Source organism: Mycobacterium bourgelatii (assembly GCF_010723575.1).
Taxonomy (GTDB): Bacteria; Actinomycetota; Actinomycetes; order Mycobacteriales; family Mycobacteriaceae; genus Mycobacterium; species Mycobacterium bourgelatii.
Map to the genome: position 1 here is coordinate 1 of NZ_BLKZ01000001.1, position 17,221 is coordinate 17,221.

At 69.9% G+C, this 17,221-nt stretch carries 14 protein-coding genes; 9 read left to right on the forward strand and 5 right to left on the reverse strand.

Annotation, left to right across the window (positions count from 1 at the left end; translation table 11 throughout):
• The coding region (locus G6N68_RS00005; protein WP_163706431.1) for a PE family protein at positions 1–2,250 on the reverse strand (2,250 nt) is incomplete at its 3' end.
• A gap of 111 nt (positions 2,251–2,361) precedes the next feature.
• Positions 2,362–4,851, reverse strand: coding sequence for a PE family protein (locus G6N68_RS00010; RefSeq protein ID WP_163706434.1), 2,490 nt, complete (start codon positions 4,849–4,851; stop codon positions 2,362–2,364).
• Between the two features lie 251 nt (positions 4,852–5,102).
• Here G6N68_RS00010 and G6N68_RS00015 point away from each other — a divergent pair, with 251 nt between their 5' ends.
• Positions 5,103–6,290, forward strand: coding sequence for a CoA transferase (locus tag G6N68_RS00015; protein WP_163706436.1), 1,188 nt, complete (start codon positions 5,103–5,105; stop codon positions 6,288–6,290).
• Positions 6,284–7,618 (forward strand): amidohydrolase family protein, encoded by a 1,335-nt coding sequence (locus G6N68_RS00020; RefSeq protein WP_163706438.1) that lies wholly within the window; start codon positions 6,284–6,286, stop codon positions 7,616–7,618. Before G6N68_RS00015 ends, G6N68_RS00020 begins: the two co-directional genes overlap by 7 nt.
• Positions 7,619–7,663: 45 nt before the next feature.
• Here G6N68_RS00020 and G6N68_RS00025 read toward each other — a convergent pair whose 3' ends face one another.
• Positions 7,664–8,563, reverse strand: coding sequence for an alpha/beta hydrolase (locus tag G6N68_RS00025; RefSeq protein WP_163706440.1), 900 nt, complete (start codon positions 8,561–8,563; stop codon positions 7,664–7,666).
• Positions 8,564–8,851: 288 nt separating this feature from the next.
• On the opposite strand from G6N68_RS00025, the gene G6N68_RS00030 reads away from it, so the two are divergent.
• The 3 genes from G6N68_RS00030 to G6N68_RS00040 are packed head-to-tail and all read left to right on the forward strand — an operon-like array spanning position 8,852 to position 12,314.
• Positions 8,852–10,054: an alpha/beta hydrolase gene (locus G6N68_RS00030; RefSeq protein WP_163706442.1), complete on the forward strand. Its 1,203-nt coding sequence runs from the start codon at positions 8,852–8,854 to the stop codon at positions 10,052–10,054.
• 43 nt (positions 10,055–10,097) lie between these two features.
• Positions 10,098–11,495: a WS/DGAT/MGAT family O-acyltransferase gene (locus tag G6N68_RS00035; RefSeq protein ID WP_163706444.1), complete on the forward strand. Its 1,398-nt coding sequence runs from the start codon at positions 10,098–10,100 to the stop codon at positions 11,493–11,495.
• Positions 11,496–11,531: 36 nt separating this feature from the next.
• The gene (locus G6N68_RS00040) at positions 11,532–12,314 is read left to right on the forward strand and encodes a crotonase/enoyl-CoA hydratase family protein (RefSeq protein WP_163706446.1); all 783 of its coding nucleotides are present in this window, start codon (positions 11,532–11,534) and stop codon (positions 12,312–12,314) included.
• Positions 12,315–12,400: 86 nt separating this feature from the next.
• Here G6N68_RS00040 and G6N68_RS00045 read toward each other — a convergent pair whose 3' ends face one another.
• Positions 12,401–12,991 carry a TetR/AcrR family transcriptional regulator gene (locus G6N68_RS00045; RefSeq protein ID WP_163706448.1) on the reverse strand — a complete coding sequence of 197 codons (591 nt, stop codon included), beginning with the start codon at positions 12,989–12,991 and terminating at the stop codon, positions 12,401–12,403.
• A gap of 77 nt (positions 12,992–13,068) precedes the next feature.
• On the opposite strand from G6N68_RS00045, the gene G6N68_RS00050 reads away from it, so the two are divergent.
• From G6N68_RS00050 to G6N68_RS00060, 3 genes are all read left to right on the forward strand, one after another.
• The gene (locus G6N68_RS00050) at positions 13,069–13,614 is read left to right on the forward strand and encodes a methyltransferase family protein (RefSeq protein WP_163706450.1); all 546 of its coding nucleotides are present in this window, start codon (positions 13,069–13,071) and stop codon (positions 13,612–13,614) included.
• 77 nt (positions 13,615–13,691) lie between these two features.
• Entirely contained in the window at positions 13,692–15,185 is a 1,494-nt protein-coding gene (locus tag G6N68_RS00055; protein WP_163706452.1) for a class I adenylate-forming enzyme family protein, read from the forward strand.
• A complete protein-coding gene (locus tag G6N68_RS00060; protein ID WP_163706455.1) occupies positions 15,182–15,478 on the forward strand; it encodes a hypothetical protein in 297 nt (98 codons plus the stop codon). The genes G6N68_RS00055 and G6N68_RS00060 overlap by 4 nt, the downstream gene beginning before the upstream one ends.
• Here the strand turns inward: G6N68_RS00060 and G6N68_RS00065 are convergent.
• Positions 15,461–16,120 carry a TetR/AcrR family transcriptional regulator gene (locus G6N68_RS00065; RefSeq protein ID WP_240355312.1) on the reverse strand — a complete coding sequence of 220 codons (660 nt, stop codon included), beginning with the start codon at positions 16,118–16,120 and terminating at the stop codon, positions 15,461–15,463. The two genes, G6N68_RS00060 and G6N68_RS00065, sit on opposite strands and share 18 nt — an antisense overlap.
• Positions 16,121–16,430: 310 nt before the next feature.
• Between G6N68_RS00065 and G6N68_RS00070 the strand changes: the two genes are divergently transcribed.
• Positions 16,431–17,216, forward strand: coding sequence for a crotonase/enoyl-CoA hydratase family protein (locus tag G6N68_RS00070; RefSeq protein WP_163706457.1), 786 nt, complete (start codon positions 16,431–16,433; stop codon positions 17,214–17,216).
• The last annotated feature ends 5 nt before the right edge of the window (positions 17,217–17,221 follow it).

Genomic DNA, 17,221 nt, shown 5'->3' on the forward strand with positions numbered 1-17,221 from the left:
GGTGGCCGTGCCGCCCGCGCCACCGGCCCCGCCCTTGCCGCCGCTGCCGCCGTCGCCACCGCTGCCGCCGGCCTGACCGGCGCCGGCGTTGACGCCGGCCTCGCCCTCGCGGCCGTGCACGCCGGCGCCGCCCGCGCCACCGGTGCCGCCTTGGCCGCCCGCACCGCCGGCGCCGCCGTCACCGGAGATCGAACCGCCCTTGCCGCCTGCGCCGCCCTTGCCGCCGGATCCACCGGCCTGGCCATTGCCGCCGTTGTCGCCGGGGTTGACCCCGTTGGCGCCGGCCGTGCCGGCCGCGCCGTTGCCGCCTGCGCCGCCTGCGCCGCCGTCGCCGTAGTTGCCGCCTGCGCCGCCTGCGCCGCCGTCACCCCCGTTGGCGCCGGGGGTGTTGCCCAGCGCGGCGTTGTAGCCCGCCCCGCCGTTACCGCCGTTGCCGCCCTTGTTGGTGACGGTGACGCCCGTCTTGCCGTGTGCCCCGTCGACCGAACCAGAGCCGCCGGCCCCGCCGACGCCGCCGACGCCGTTGTTCCCGCCGTTGCCGCCGTGCCCGCCGTTGGGGTTGTTGACGTCGCCGGCCGCACCGTGGCCGCCGTTACCGCCCAACCCGCCGTTATTCCCCTTCCGGGTTCCGCCGCGGCCGGTGATGCCCGCGTCGCCGAAGAACATGCTGCCCGCGCCGCCCACACCGCCGTTGCCGCCGTTGCCGCCGTGGGCACCCGCCCCGCCGTTGCCGCCGTCGCCGCCATCGCGCCAGGGAGGCCCGTCGGCGTTGTTGCCGGACCTCGACACCACCTCTTTGCCGCCGATGCCGCCGTTGCCGCCGTTGCCGCCATCGCTGAACAGCAGCCCGCTGCGACCACCCGCGCCGCCGTGGCCCGCGTTGCCACCGTTGACGCCGGCGGTCCCGGCGCCGCCATTACCGCCGTTGCCGCCGACCCCGCCGTTGCCGTAGAGCAACCCGCCGCGCCCGCCGGCGCCACCGTTGCCGCCGTCGGCACCGGTACCGGCGCCGCCGCCATTGCCGCCCGCACCGCCGGCGCCGAACAGCAGGCCGCCGTCGCCCCCCAGCCCGCCGTTGCCACCCGCGACCGTGCCCGTTCCACCGGTTCCGCCGGCGCCACCGGCTCCGTAGAGGCCACCGCTGCCGCCGGCACCGCCTAGACCGCCGTTGCCGGCCGAGCCCGTCCCGCCGACGCCGCCGGCGCCCCCGGCCCCGCCGGAAAGCCAACCGGCGTTACCGCCGGCACCCCCGTTGCCGCCGACCGCGGCGGAACCCCCGGCACCCCCGCCGCCCCCGGCGCCGTAGAGGTATCCACCATCGCCCCCGGCGCCACCGTGACCGCCGACCGCGGTGCCCGCCCCGCCCGCGCCGCCGGCCCCGCCGGTACCTGCGAGGAACGCGCTGCCGCCCGCTCCACCGGCACCTGCGTAACCCGTGGGACTGGTGTTGCTGCCGCCGGCCCCACCGGACGCACCGCTGCCCAACAACCAACCGCCGTTACCGCCGTTGCCGCCCGCGCCGCCGTTCGCCCCGCCGCCGCCGGACCCGCCGATGCCGCCGTTGCCCAGCAGGAAGGCGGAACCACCGGCCCCGCCAGTGCCGCCGAATCCGGTGGTGCCCGTGTTCAACCCGCCGGCCCCGCCGACACCGCCGTTTCCAAACAGCCAACCGCCGTTACCGCCGGCACCACCGGATCCGGCGTCACCCACCGATGACGCGCCGCCGGCACCGCCGGCACCGCCGTTACCAATCAGGCCGGCCGAACCTCCGGCGCCCCCGGCCTGGCCGGTGGCACCCGAGCCACCCCGTCCGCCATTGCCCCACAACAACCCGCCGGCCCCGCCGGTCGCGCCGGTCCCGTCGGCGCCGTCGACACCATTGCCGATGAGCGGGCGCCCCATGATGGCCTGGGTCGGCGTGTTGATCACGTCGAGTACGGCCTGCTCAATAGCCGCCAACGGCGACGCGTTGGTTGCCTCGGCCAGGGCGTAGGAGCCGGCGCCAGACGTCAGCGTCTGCAGGAAACGGGCGTGGTAGGCGGCGACTTCGGCGCTGATCGCCTGGTAGGCCTGGGCCTGGTTGCCGAACAGTGCCGCGATGGCGGTCGAGACCTCGTCCTCGGCCGCGGCCAGCAGGTTGACGGTGTTGGCGGCCGCGGCGGCATTCGCCTGCTCGATCGCCGAGCCGATTCCCGCCAAGTCAGAAGCGGCGGCCAGCAAGGCCTCAGGCGAAGCAATCAAGTAAGACATTCGGAACCATCCAGGGTGTTCGTCGACTGAAAGACCGCGTCACAGGACAGCGGAAAACCATTCGTTTGGTCGGAAAAAAGTGAGTTACGCCGTGTCCGCGTTTGGCGTAGGTCAGCCCGCGGCACCGGGGGAACCGCCCTGGCCGAAGAGCAGCCCGCCCGCACCGCCGGTGCCACCGCCGCCGGCGGGTCCATTGGGCGTGCCGTTACCGCCGGCGCCCCCGCTCCCGCCGTTGCCACCGCTTCCGATGAAGGTGGCGTTTCCACCTCGGCCACCGGCCCCGCCGGCCCCGCCGGCGTTGAGGCTGTCCTCGTTGCCGCCCGCGCCGCCGGCGCCACCAACGCCGCCGTTACCCAAGATCAGTCCGGCGTTGCCGGCCGCGCCGCCGTTACCGCCGGCCGCGCCGGAGTGCAGCTCGCAGCCGTCGCCGCCGGCCCCACCGGCGCCACCGCTCCCGCCCGTTCCGAACAGCCAGGCACTGGCGCCACTGCCGCCGTGGCCACCGACTCCGCCGGCGCCCGCGCCGCCGAAGCCCCCATTGCCTCCAGCCCCGCCGGATGCGCCGTTACCGAACAAGAAACCGCTGCCGCCGGCGTTGCCGCCGTTCCCGCCGGCCCCTGCCAGCGCGTTGAGTCCGGCGGCGCCTCCATTGCCGCCGTGTCCGCCGTGTCCGCCGCTGCCCAGCAGTCGGGCGATGCCGCCATGGCCGCCAGCCCCACCGGCTCCGCCGGGTGTCGTCAGGCTGCCGTCGGCCCCCTCGCCGCCGTTTCCGCCGGCGCCACCGCCGCCCAAGATCCACCCGGCGTTGCCGCCCGCGCCGCCCGCGCCGCCAGCACCTGGACTGGCGCCCGTGGTCAGACCGTCACCGCCGGACCCGCCGGCAGCACCCCAGCCGACGAGCAGGCCGCCATTGCCGCCGGCGCCGCCCTGGAAGCCCGCCCCGTCTGCGACGTTCACGGCACCGTTGCTGCCGGCGCCGCCGAACCCGCCGTTGCCAAACAGCCAGGCTTTGCCGCCGGCGCCGCCATTGGTGGGAGCACCGACGTTGCTGCCGTCACCACCGTTGCCACCGGTGCCGAACAGGAAGCCCGCGTTGGCGCCGTTGCGGCCGGTACCGCCGTCTCCGCCATTACCAATGAGGAATCCGGCCCGACCGGCTGGGCCGCCGATGAGCCCATTTCCGCCGTCGCCGCCGTTGCCGAACAGCACGGCGCTGCCGCCGCTGCCGCCGATTCCGTACCCCGAAGCACCGCTGCCGCCGGTACCGCCGGCGCCGCCGATGCCCAGCAGGATGCCGCCGTTGCCGCCGGCGGCTCCGTTTCCGCCGCCACCTCCGATCGGGTTGAGGGAGCTGCCGCCGGAGCCAGCGGTGCCGCCGTTGCCGATCCACCAGGCGTCGCCGCCGGCGCCCCCGTTGCCGCCGGAGGCGTTGAGGAAGGCGGTGCTTCCGCCGTTGCCGCCGAGCCCACCGCTGCCGATCAGGAGGCCGCTGGTGCCGCCCGCACCACCGGCGCCGCCGTCGCCGCTCATGCTGGCCCCGCCGTTCCCGCCGTCGCCGCCGAAGCCCAGCAGCCAGGAATTTGCGCCGGTTCCACCCACTCCACCGGCGCCCGTGCCGCCGGTGTTGGCGCCGCCTGCGCCGCCGTGGCCGCCGCTGCCGAACAAGATTCCGCCCGTCGAGCCGGCGCCGCCCGCGCCGCCGTCGCTGCTCACGCTCGACCCGCCGGCACCGCCGGACCCGCCGTTGCCGATCAGCCAGGCGTTCCCGCCGATACCACCCGTCCCGCCGGCACCGGTGCCGCCGGTGTTGGCGCCGCCCGCCCCGCCTGCGCCGCCGTTGCCGAACACCAACGCGGTTCCACCCGTCGCGCCGGCTCCGCCACCAGCGCTCACGCTGGCACCGCCGGCACCGCCCGCGCCGCCGTTGCCGAACAACCAGGCGTTCCCGCCGAGCCCGCCGATGCCGCCGGAGCCGATGCCGCCGGTGTTCGCCCCGCCTGCCCCGCCGATTCCGCCGTTGCCGAAGAGCCATCCGCCGCTGCCGCCGAGGCCACCCGCGCCACCGGTACCGGTCGACGAGGCCCCGCCGGCCCCGCCGGCGCCGCCGTGGCCGATCAGTCCGGCCGATCCGCCGGCACCTCCGGCTTGCCCGGGCGCACCGGAGCCGCCCCGGCCGCCGTTGCCGTACAGGAATCCACCCGGCCCGCCGGCCCCGCCGGTGCCGTCGATGCCGTCCGCGCCGTTACCGATCAATGGCCGTGCGAACAGCACGTTGAACGGGATATTGACCAGGTCCACCACTGGTTGGAGCGGTCCCGCATTGAGCGCCTCGGCGGCGGCGTAGGAGTTCGCGCTCGCCGACAACGTCTGCAGGAAGCTGTTGTGAAAGGCCGCGACTTCCGCGCTGGCCGCTTGGTACGCCTGGGCGTGGGCCCCGAAGAACGCCGCGATCGCGACGGATACCTCGTCTTCGGCGGCGGCCAGAAGACCGGTCGTAACGTCGGCGGCGCTCGCGTTGGCTGCCTCCAGGGACGAACCGATACCGGCCAGATGTGTGGCCGCGGCGAGCAGCGCCTCGGACGAGGCGACTAGGTACGACATCGAGAACCCCGCTTGCTATGTCACGTCGTTCCGAACCGCTTACGTGGCCCCCGCCTCTCCGCACGTAACGGCAGAATGAACCGTAGCTCATTACATACTGATCCTGCGTCAAATAAACCAAAAAACATTCCAAAAGTTCAAAAATGTGGCCTACTACACACTTGGCGATTCGTGGTGTGGGCGATCACATCGGGCGCGCAGCGCCAGGCAACCGGCGGGCACCGTAGAGCCAGCGGGCGCGGGCGCGCACCATGGAAGATGTGAATTCGGAGCCCACCAATCCGACCCGGGTGGCCCGGCGCTGGGGGACCAGCGGCCTGGCCTACCTGACGGGTCAGTCCGAGGGGCGACCCGATTTCTCCCGCTGCAACGTGCTCATGCACGCCGAGCGAATCGCTGCCGACGCGCCCACACTCTTGGGAGGCCGGGCCGGGCTGCTCGGACTGCGCCGCCGTGGTCGCGTTTCGGCGGGCGGTGCCACCCGGTTGCTGGCCACCGTGGATGGATGGTGTGCGGTAACGCTGTCCCGGCCCGACGACGTCATGGCCGTCCCCGCCCTGGTCGAGGCCGACACCGACGCGGTGGCGGATGACCACTGGCCGGTGCTGCAGCGCTGGGCCGCTTCGCGCCGGTCGGCCGAGGTCGTGGAGCGGACCGAACTGCTCGATATCCCGGCGGCCGCGTTGGGCGAGATCGCTGCGGCGCCGCCGCGAATACGTCAGATAGCGCCGCCGACCCCTGCCAGCGGCGGACTGCTTGTCGCCGACCTGTCTTCGATGTGGGCGGGGCCGTTGTGCGGGCAGTTGCTGGCCCGGGCGGGCGCAACCGTTGTCAAAGTCGAAAGTCGACGCCGACCGGACGGCACCCGATCCGGTGACCGCGCATTTTTCGACTGGATCAACGGGGGCAAGCTCTCGTTCTGCGTCGACTTCGACCGCGACGCGCGCGAGCTGCGCGAGTTGCTGGACGTCGCCGACGTGGTGATCGAAGGGTCCCGTCCGGCCGCCCTCGCCCGGCGCCGGCTCGGTCCCGACGATCTCGCTCCTCGGGCGGGCCGCATCTGGCTGCGGATCAGCGGCTACGGCGACGGCTGCGGGCGCCCGGCGTTCGGGGACGATGCCGCGGTCGCCGGCGGACTGGTCGGCACGGACGGCGACGGACCGGTGTTCTGTGGGGACGCGATCGCCGACCCGTTGTCGGGCTTGGAAGCCAGCCACGCGGTGGCGGAATCGCTGCGCCGCGGGGGTGGCGAACTCATCGACGTCTCGATGGCCGCCGTCGCGGCGACCTACGCCGCGCTTCCGACCGAGCCGTCCGCGCAGCAGCTGCCCGCCCCACCGCCGGGGTCCCCGTTGCCGGCCCGTTCGGCGCCCGAGCTCGGGGCCGACAACGACGCGGTCCGTCGCCTCGTCGCCGACAGGCGTTGCCTATCGTGCTGATCTCGCAGGCGACGTTGCTGGACGGGACCACCGTCGATATCCGGGTCGGGGCGCGGATCGAAGAGGTAGGCCCCCACCTCGACGCCAGACCCGGGGAGGGCGTCCTCTACGCCGGCGGCGGAACCGTGTTGCCCGGGTTGTACGACCACCACGTGCACTTGCGCTCGGCGGCGTCCGCACTGGATTCGCTGTCCGTCGGGCCACCCGCGGTACACACCAAGGCCGAGTTGGTCCAGGCCCTGTGGAGTGCGGTGCCGGGCGCGGACGGGTGGATTCGTGCCGTGGGTTATCACGAGTCGGTCGCCGGGGACTTGGACCGCGACAGCCTGGACGCCGTGGTCACGCACATCCCGGTGCGGGTGCAACACCGCAGTGGCGCGTTGTGGATTTTGAACTCGGCGGCCTTGGGCCGGGTCGGACTCGCCGAGCACCCCGACGGACGCCTGCGCAGCGCGGACCGAGGCTGGTCCGACGCGCTGCAGCGCCGCGAAAGCGACCTGGCGGAACTGAGCCGACGCATCACCGCGACCGGCGTCACGGGGGTCACCGACGCCACCCCCGATCTGGACGCCGGCGACCTGGTGGCGCTGATGCTTGCGCACCGACACGGTGAATTCCGGCCACGGATCCGGGTGTTGGCGCCGCGCAAGATGATCCTTCAGGACGACCGACTCGATCTGGACGGGCTCATCGACTGGATCGCCTACCATCACAACGCCGGTCAGCCGGTCGCGGTGCACTGCGTGACGGCGGCCCAACTGGTGGTCACCATCGCCGCGCTGCGCGCGACCGGAAGCCACCCGCTCGATCGCATCGAGCATGCCGCGATGGTGCCGGAGGAAAACCTGGCCGACCTGGCCGAACTGGCCCAGGGCGGCGGCGTGTCCGACGTGGGCGGCCTGACCGTCGTCACCCAGCCCAACTTCGTCGCCGAACGCGGGGACCAGTACCTCGCCGACGTCCCGGCCGACGAGCACGACCAACTCTGGCGGGTCGCATCGTTGCGGCGGATGAACGTGCCGGTGGCGCTGTCAACCGACATGCCGTTCGGCCAGCCGGACCCGTGGGCGGCGATGCGCGCCGCGGTGAACCGCACCACCCGCAGCGGCGCCGTCCTGAACAAGGACGAGTCCGTGTCGGCGCGGGAGGCGTTGACCATGTTCCTGGGTTGGTCCGATCGACCCGGACGGCCCCGGACGGTCGAGATTGGCGAGCCGGGCGATCTTTGTGTGCTGAGCGAGCCGCCCGAGACGGTGCTCGCGGAGCTGGATGCGGACCTGGTGACGGCCACGGTGATCGGCGGCGAGTTGGTGTACTTCGCGATGTGACGCCGGCGGGCGCGGCCCAAATCGCCTAACCCGCCTCAACGCGCCCTAGCTCGCGGCCGGAACCAGCGCTCCCCGCAACGCGTCGCACTGCGCGGCGAAGAACCGTTGCGACACAGGGTTTTTGGGCACCACCAGATCGAAACCGTGGAACGCGCCGGGTACCACCTCGACCTGGCAAGGCACCCCGGCATTGGTCAGACGCTGCGCGTAGGCGAGGTCCTCGTCGTGGAACAGGTCGTGAGTGCCCACGCCGATCCACGCCGGCGGCACACCGCTCAGGTCGGTGCGCCGTGCCGGAACCGCCTCCGCCGGGTCCGCATTTCCCAGGTACGCCGCCCAGCCGAACTGGTTGGCGCGCGGGTCCCACATCCGATAGGTGGGTCGTGCCGGGGTCGTCGCGCTGCGGTCGTCGAGCATCGGGTACACCAGCAGCTGAAACGCCGGGGCGATCTCCCCGCGATCGCGGGCCAGTAGGGCCAGCGCCGCCGCCAGGCCACCGCCGGCACTCGCCCCGCCGATGGCAACCCGCGCCGGGTCGACGGCGGGCAGTTCGGCCAGCCAGCGCAACGCGGCATAGCAGTCTTCGAGCGGTGCGGGGTAGGGGTGTTCGGGCGCCAGTCGGTATTCCACCGATGCGACTGTGATGCCTAGCTTTTCGCCGAAGCGCCGGACAAGTCCGTCGTCCTGTTGCGCGGTACCCAGGACGTAACCGCCGCCATGAATCCACAGCAGCGCCGGGCCCCGGCCCTCGAGGCCGGCGGGCCGGTAAAGCCGGACGCCGACACCGGATGGCAGGGTGAGCGCTTGGATGTCGCCGGGCCCACCCAGGCGTCCCCTCACTTTGAGCACGCGCCGCATCAGCGGCAACGTGCGGGGGCCGACCAATCGGCGGGGTGCGATGCGGGCAATGCGGCGCAGATCTGGGTGGACTTCGTTGTCGGGCACCGGACCAGTATCCATGCCGAGCATCAACCCCACCCGAATTAATCGTCCGATTCCATTGCTTCCCTATGAGAATTGGTGACCCGCAAGGGATTTCGGGGCTTCCTGAAGTCTTCGCGCTCCATCAACCCAAAAATTGATCTTCCGCCGGCCAGCGAACTCAAGACATCGCCTTGAGCGCGGCCGATCGATTGGTTGGCAAATGGCGAGTGGACGCATTTCGTTTACCGGACGGAGAACCCGCTCCGGATATCTGGGTTACTACCCGCCGGTAGGGGTACAGTCCCCTGCATGACCGCGAAGGGTTCAACGATGAAGCCATGCGTCAAATGGTTGCTACGCGCCCGTCCCACCGACTACTTGCTGGCCTTAAGCGTTGCGGGAGCTTCGCTGCCGGTGGTCGGCAAGCGGTTGGAGCCGCTGGGTTCTGCTACCGCCATGGGTGTCTGGGGCGTGCGGATGGCCCCGGAGTTCATCGCCGCGGCGGCAAAGGAGCGCAAGACCCCGGGTATGGACGACATTCGCCGTCAGGAACTCGCGGCCACCAACGAGGTGTCCGTGACGGCGCTGCGGGGCATCGTGTCGGCCGCCGAACTGGATGGTGAGTGGCCCGCTCCCGAGCGCACCGCGCCGGTGTTCGGGGCGCGCAAGCACCGCCGCTTCCTGTTCCGCCGCGACGTCCACTACGGAAACAGTCCGGCCCAACTCCTCGACGTCTGGCGGCGCAAGGATCTGCCCGTCGAACCCGCTCCGGTGCTGATCTTTATCCCCGGCGGGGCCTGGATCCACGGGGGCCGCCAGGTTCAGGGCTATGCCCTCATGTCCCGTCTGGCCGAGCAGGGCTGGGTGTGTCTGTCGATCGACTACCGGGTTTCGCCGCACCACCGCTGGCCGCGGCACATCCAGGACGTCAAGGCGGCCATTGCCTGGGCGCGCGCTAACGTCGACAAATTCGGCGGCGACCGCAATTTCATTGCGGTAGCGGGTTGTTCGGCCGGCGGACACCTGGCCGCATTGGCCGGCCTGACCGCCAACGACCCGGAGTTCGAGGAAGAGTTGCCGGAAGGCTCGGACACCTCCGTCGACGCCGTGGTCGGGATCTACGGACGGTACGACTGGGAGGACCGGTCCACGCTGGAGCGTGAGCGGTTCGTCGAGTTCCTGGAACGCATCGTGGTCAAGCGCAGGATCGAGCGCCACCCGGCCATCTTCCGCGCCGCCTCACCGATCGCGCGGGTGCACACCAACGCGCCGCCATTCCTGGTGATCCACGGCAGCCGCGACAACGTCATTCCGGTAGCGCAGGCACGCGGCTTCGTCGAGCGGCTGCGCGCCGTGTCGCGCTCGGTGGTGGCCTACCTCGAACTCCCCGGGGCCGGGCACGGTTTCGACTTGCTGGACGGCGCCCGCACCGGCTCGATGGGCCACGCAATAGCGCTGTTCCTCAACCAGGTTCACCGCACCGAGAAACAGTTTGCCAAAGAGGTCATCTAACCCTCGCCAGAGGTAATGTCGCGGCTATGACTAGGGAGTCGCGGTGAAACGGCTCAGCGGCTGGGACGCGGTACTGCTCTACAGCGAAACGCCCAATGTGCACATGCACACCCTCAAGGTTGCGGTGATCGAGCTCGATCCGGACCGGCGTGATTTCAGCATCGACGAATTCCGTCAGGTCATCGCGGGACGGATGGACAAGCTGGATCCGTTGAGCTACCAGCTCATCGACGTGCCGGGTAAGTTCCACCACCCGATGTGGCGGGAGCATTGCGAGCTCGACTTCGAATACCACATCAGGCCGTGGCGGCTGCCCGCTCCGGGTGGCCGGCGTGAGCTGGACGAGGCGATCGGGCAGATCGGCAGTACCGCCCTCGACCGGTCCTACCCGCTGTGGGAGATGTACTTCGTCGAGGGCTTGGCAAACGACCGGATCGCGGTGGTACTCAAGATCCACCATGCCCTCGCCGACGGTGTAGCGTCGGCGAATCTGATGGCGCACGGAATGGACCTGTTTCGACGGCCGGAGGCCGTCACGTACACGCCGGATCCAGCGCCGACCAAGCGACAGCTCGTCGGGTCCGCCTTTGCGGATCACATGCGCCACATCGGCCGGATCCCCGCAACCCTGCGTTACACCGCGCAGGGCATCAACCGGGTGCGACGCAGCAAGGGCAGCTTCCGGCCCGAGTTCACGCCGCCGCCCACCTTCATGAACCACATGCTGACCCCCGAGCGCAGGTTCGCCACCGCCACGCTGGCGCTGGCCGACGTGAAGGAAACCGGAAAGAAGCTCGGCGCGACGATCAACGACATGGTGCTGGCCATGTCGACCGGAGCGCTGCGCAGCCTCCTACTGCGTTATGACGGCAAGGCCGAACCGCTGCTGGCCTCGGTCCCGGTCAGCTACGACTTCTCCCCGGAGCGGATCTGGGGCAACCATTTCAGCGGGATGATGGTGGCCCTGCCGACCGACCTGGCCGACCCCCTGGAGCGGGTGCGGGCCAGCCACGACAATGCGGTCACCGCCAAGGAAAGTCACCAACTCATGGGAGCCGAGCTGGTCTGCCGGTGGGCGGCCTACTGGCCGCCGCGGCCGACGGAAGCCATGTTCCGGTGGGTGTCCAGCCGCGACGGGCAGAACAAGGTGCTCAACCTGAACATCTCCAACGTCCCGGGCCCGCGCGAACGCGGCCGGGTGGGTGGCGCCACGGTCACCGAGATCTATTCGGTCGGGCCGTTGACCGCGGGCAGTGGCCTGAACATCACCGTGTGGAGCTATGTCGACCAGCTCAACATCTCGGTGCTGTCCGACGGTGTGACGCTCAAGGATCCGCACGAGGTCACCGAGGCCATCCTCGCCGACTTCGTCGAAATACGCAGGGCCGCTGGGCTTTCCGAGGAGCTGACGGTCGTCCCCATCGCGATGGCTCAGGCCTGACCCGAGTCCGTTTTCGCTGCCGATACGATCGTCGCTGTGAGCGATGAAGCCAACAACTCCGAACCCGCGGTCCTCGTCGAGCAACGTGATCGCATCCTGATCATCACGATCAACCGTCCGAAAGCCAAGAATGCGGTCAACGCCGCCGTCAGCCAGGGCCTGTCCGATGCGATGGATCGTCTCGATGGCGACGCCGGCTTGTCGGTGGCGATCCTGACCGGTGCCGGGGGGTCGTTCTGCGCCGGCATGGACCTCAAGGCGTTCGCGCGTGGCGAGAACGTCGTGGTTCAGGGCCGGGGTCTGGGCTTCACCGAGCGTCCGCCCGCCAAGCCGTTGATCGCCGCGGTGGAGGGCTACGCCCTGGCCGGCGGTACCGAGCTGGCGCTGGCTACCGACCTGATCGTGGCGGCCAAGGATTCGGCGTTCGGCATCCCCGAGGTCAAGCGCGGCCTGGTCGCCGGCGGCGGGGGATTGCTGCGACTGCCCGAACGCATCCCGTACGCCATCGCCATGGAACTGGCGCTGACCGGCGACAACCTGTCGGCCGAGCGGGCGCACGAGCTCGGCCTGGTCAACGTCCTGGCCGAGCCGGGTGGCGCGCTGGACGCCGCAATCGCGTTGGCGGAGAAGATCACCGCCAACGGTCCGCTGGCGGTGGCCGCCACCAAACGGATCATCGTCGAATCCCGTGGCTGGAGCCTCGAAGAACGCTTCGCCAAGCAGATCGAGATCCTGGCGCCCATCTTCATGTCCAACGACGCCAAAGAGGGCGCGATCGCGTTCGCCGAGAAGCGTGCGCCGCGCTGGACCGGCACCTGACCTTTACGGGAACCTTTACCCGCGAGCAGACGCAAACTCGTACGAAAACACCGGTTTTCGTACGAGTTTGCGTCTGCTCACCGGGGTCACGCGGTCAGGTAGCGCTGTACCGTCGGACCCACCCAGGCCACCAGCTCCTCGATGCTGCTCGATGCCATCGGCTCGATCTTGAGCTGGTAACGCGCGAACGCGAGACCGGCCAGGTGGCTGGCCACCAACTCGACCCGCAGTTCGGCGTCGCTGACCTCAAACTCCTCGGCGATCCGGCTGGCGATCGGCCCGGCAAGGCTGTCGTGCAACACCTTTCGCGCCTTGGGATGAATGGCCGCTGACCGCCACAGGGTCAGGAACGGCTCGAAACCGGCGTCCTCGTCCCAATGCTGCAGGAACCGGCGCACCAACCGGGGGCCGACGTCGTCGCGGCCCTCGTCCAACACCGTGGCCAGATGCTGCAGCGGGTGCTCGGGCCCGGCCAGCGTCGACGCGGTGAAGAGCCCCTCCTTGTTGTCGAAGAAGTAATAGACCATCGCGACGTCCACACCGGCGTCGGCGGCAATCGCTCGGATGGTGGCTCCGTCGTAACCCTCGCGGGTGAACCGCGCCCGCGCTGCCTCGATGATCCGCTGCTTGCTCTGCTGGCCAGTGCGCCAGCGGCCGCTGCGCCGGCGCTCTGACATGCGTACCAGCATACTTCAACGCCCGTTGATGATTGTGCATCCGCGGCGTACAGTCAAACTTGAACGGAGGTTGAAGAATGACTGTTGACTCGCAAAGCCAGAACACGCAGAAGCGGCAACTGTGGTGGCGACACCTGCTCTCGGTGCTGATCGCGCCGTTCACCGTGACCGTGATAATCCCGGCGCTCATCGCCGACGCCGCCGGCGTCCGGGCGCCGGATTTGAGCTCGCCCGCAACGGTGGCGCTGGTAATCCTCGGCGGCCTGTTGGTCGCGGCTGGGTTGACCATGTTGATCTGGACCGTGGTGCTGTTCGACCGGGTGGGCAAGGGCACCCTCGGGGTGGGCAAAGTGCTCGGCGAACCGATCCGACTGGTGGTCCGGGGGCCCTACCGGCACGTCCGCAACCCGATGATCAGCGGAGTGGTGGCCATCCTGCTCGGCGAGGCGCTTATCGCGTCGTCCGGCTGGCTACTGCTGTGGTTCGCGGCGTTCTTCACGCTGCTCGCCACGGTCATCCGGTTCTGGGAGGAACCCCACCTGACGGAGAAGTTCGGCGCCGATTACGTCGAGTACCGCCGCAACGTTCCGGCCTGGATCCCGCGAATCACCCCATGGCGCTGATGCGCTGATCGCGCGATTCGGCATGGGTTACACTATCGACAAGTTTTGTAAAGGCCGGGGACGCCGAAGGGTCGAAGTTGAGCATTTCGCTGCTACTAGAGATGGCTGCGTCCAGCAATCCCGATCGCACCGCTGTGGTTTCCGACGATGCCCGCCTCACGACGCAGCAGCTCAGTGACCTCGCCGATGGCGGCGCGGGCGTCGTGGCGGGATCGACGGCCCAGCACGTCGCCTACATCGGCACCGGCGGCGCGATGCTGCCGCTGCTGATCTTCGCCGCGGCTCGGGCGGGCGTTCCGTTCACGCCGATCAACTACCGGCTGTCCGCCGACGGCATCCAGGCCCTGATCGCGCGGCTGCCGGATCCGCTGGTGATCGTCGACGACCGCTACCGCGAAGCGGTCGGCACGGTGTCCGAACGCGTGCTGGTCTCCGACGAATTTCTAACGGCCGCAAAGGGTGCGGACCCGGCGATGGAGTTCGCGGATCCGGACTCGGTTGCGGTCGTGCTGTTTACGTCGGGCACGACGTCGCAGCCCAAGGCCGTCGAGCTCACCCACAACAATCTGACCAGCTACGTCACCGGGACCGTCGAATTCGAGTCGGCCGCGCCCACCGACGCCGCATTGATCTGCGTGCCGCCCTATCACATCGCCGGGGTGGGGGCGGCGCTGTCCAATCTGTACGCGGGCAGAAAGATGGTGTACCTGCCCAACTTCGACGCCGCCGAGTGGGTGCGGCTGGCCAATGCCGAACGGGTCACCACGGCGACGGTGGTGCCCACCATGCTGGACCGCATCGTCACGGTGCTCGAAACCGGTGAGCACAAGCTGACCACGCTGCGCAACCTCGCCTATGGCGGCTCGAAGGTGGGTCTGCCCCTGGTGCGACGGGCGCTCGAGTTGCTGCCCGATGTCGGCTTCGTCAACGCCTACGGCCTGACCGAGACGAGTTCGACGATCGCGGTGTTGACCCCCGATGACCACCGTGCCGCTCAGGCCGCCTCCGATGCCGCCGCCGCCAGGCGGTTGGGCTCGGTCGGACGTCCGGTGCCCGGCATCGAGCTGCAGATCCGCGGCGAAGACGGCACCGTGCTGGGGCCGGGGCAAACCGGCGAGCTGTACGTGCGCGGGGAGCAGGTCTCCGGCCGCTACACCGGCATCGGGTCCGTGCTCGATGAGGACGGCTGGTTTCCGACGAAAGACATCGCGTTTCTCGACGAAGACGGCTACCTGTTCATCGGGGGCCGCAGCGACGACACCATCATCCGCGGCGGCGAGAACATCGCGCCCGCCGAGCTGGAGGAGGTGCTCATCGAGCACCCAGACGTGCGCGACGTCGCCGTCGTGGGCGTCGAGGATCCGCAATGGGGACAGGCGATCGTCGCCGTGGTGGTGCCCTCGGCGGGCGCCGACCCTGACCCCGACGAACTCCGCGAATATGTCCGCAAGAGCTTGCGCGGGTCACGCACCCCCGACCGGGTAGTGTTCCGCGACGAGCTGCCCACCACCGCCACCGGCAAAGTGCTACGCCGGGAGATCATCGAAGAACTGGCAGGTACGAAAACATGATCAAGAACGGAACCCGTCTGGCCAGTCAGGTCTGTGACACCCAGGTCATCGTGGTCCGAAGCGCCGACAGTCTGGACGACCTGCGTTGCGGCGGCGTGCCCATGGTGCCGATCGGCGGCGAGCGCTCGGGCGAACTCGACCCGGCCTTCGCTGGCGGCACCGTGATGGGGAAGCGCTACGTCGACGAGAACGGCGCTGAAGTGCTGGTCACCAAGCCGGGGGCGGGGAGCCTGAGCATCGGCACCACGCCGCTGCAGCTCAAAGAGGTAAAGCCGCTACCCGCCAGCGACTGAACTGCGGTCCTCGCCCTTTTCGGCCTTCCCGGACGGGCTGTTGCGCCGCACGAATTTCCTTGCCTCGATCAGGAATTCGAGCTGCTCGCCCACTTCGCGCAGCGGGCCGATGCTGCGCATCGAGCGGCACAGCACAACGGCGCCCTCCAGGGCGGCGAGCGACATCACGGCCAGCGACGCCGACTCGGTCTCGTCGAAGCCCTCCGTCACAAAAGCCTGCTCGAGCGCAGTGCACCAACGGTGCAGGATGACGCCGGCTTCGTTGACGAGGTCGAGTTCGTCGTCGGCGGAGCCGATGGCGGCCGCCACCACCGGGCAGCCGGCGGTGAACTCGCCCTCGACCAGCAGGTGTTCCCAGAACTCGATGAAATCGTGCACTACCCCGCTGGCGCCGCGGGGGACGGTGTCTTCGATCTTGGCGGTGATGGCATCCCCCGCATAACGCAGTGCGTCGAGCAGAATTTGATTTCGGCCATCGGGGAAGTGGTGGTAGACGGAGCCGCGCGGGGCGCCGCTACGTGCCAGCACCGCGTCGATGGTGACTCCGGCCGCGCCCCGTTCACGTAGCACCTCTGCGGCGCTGACCAGCATCTTCGTGCGGGTGCCCCCGCGCTTGGGTGCGAAGGGGTCGGCCGGCCTCATGCGGCGTTAGGTGCCGGCGCCGCCGTCGGCAAAGAGGGCGAGTGCCGAACCGACGGCCAGCGCAGGGTGAACCGCAAACCCGCAATGTTGACTTCGATGACCCGCATGGCTGTCTCCCCACGTGTATATGGCTGTCACGCGCCCGGGGGCAACGGTGACTATGTTAGAAAGCATATTCAACAACCGTAAAGTAGGCAAGTCTCGGGCTCACGGTGGCCATTGAGCTGGGCTTACCCGCATAAAGTGACCTTAGAATGCTATTAAGTTATGTGTTCTTGCATAATGCGTACGTCTGCGGTTCACTGAGGCGATGACTAGCGACACGGTGTCCTTGGAGCGGGACGGGCATGTTCTGCTGATCGGGCTCAACCGACCCCATAAGCGCAATTCGTTCGATCGCGCCATGCTCGCCGACCTCTCCCGTGCCTACGGGCTGCTCGAAGCCGACGATTCGCTACGTGCCGGCGTGCTCTTCGCGCACGGCGACCACTTCACCGCGGGGTTGGACCTCGTCGACGTCGGCCCAAGCATCGCGGCCGGGGAGTTCAAACTCCCGGAGGACGGCCGCGACCCGTGGCGCCTGGACGGCGAGTGGACCACGCCGGTGATCGCGGTCGCGCACGGCTGGTGCATGACGCTGGGCATTGAGTTGTTACTGGCCGCCGATATCCGTATCGCCGCCGTCGGGACCCGGTTCACCCAGCTCGAGGTGCAACGCGGCATCTACCCGTTCGGCGGCGCGACCATCCGCCTGCCGCGCGACGCGGGGTGGGGTAACGCCATGCGGTGGTTGCTCACCGGCGATGAGTTCGACGCCGCGGAGGCGCACCGGATCGGGCTGGTTCAAGAGGTTGCCGACGATGCGGCGGCGGCCCTGGCCCGTGCCCGCGAGATCGCGCACACGATTGCCGACCGCGCCGCGCCATTGGGTGTGCGGGCCACGCTGGCCTCGGCGCACCGAGCCCGATCCCAGGGCGAGGCGGCCGCGATCGAGCGACTGCGCCCCGATGTGGCGGCGCTGTTCGCCAGCGCCGACGCGGCCGAGGGCGTGCAGTCGTTCATCGAGCGCCGGCCGGCTAAGTTCTCGGGACGCTAAACCTG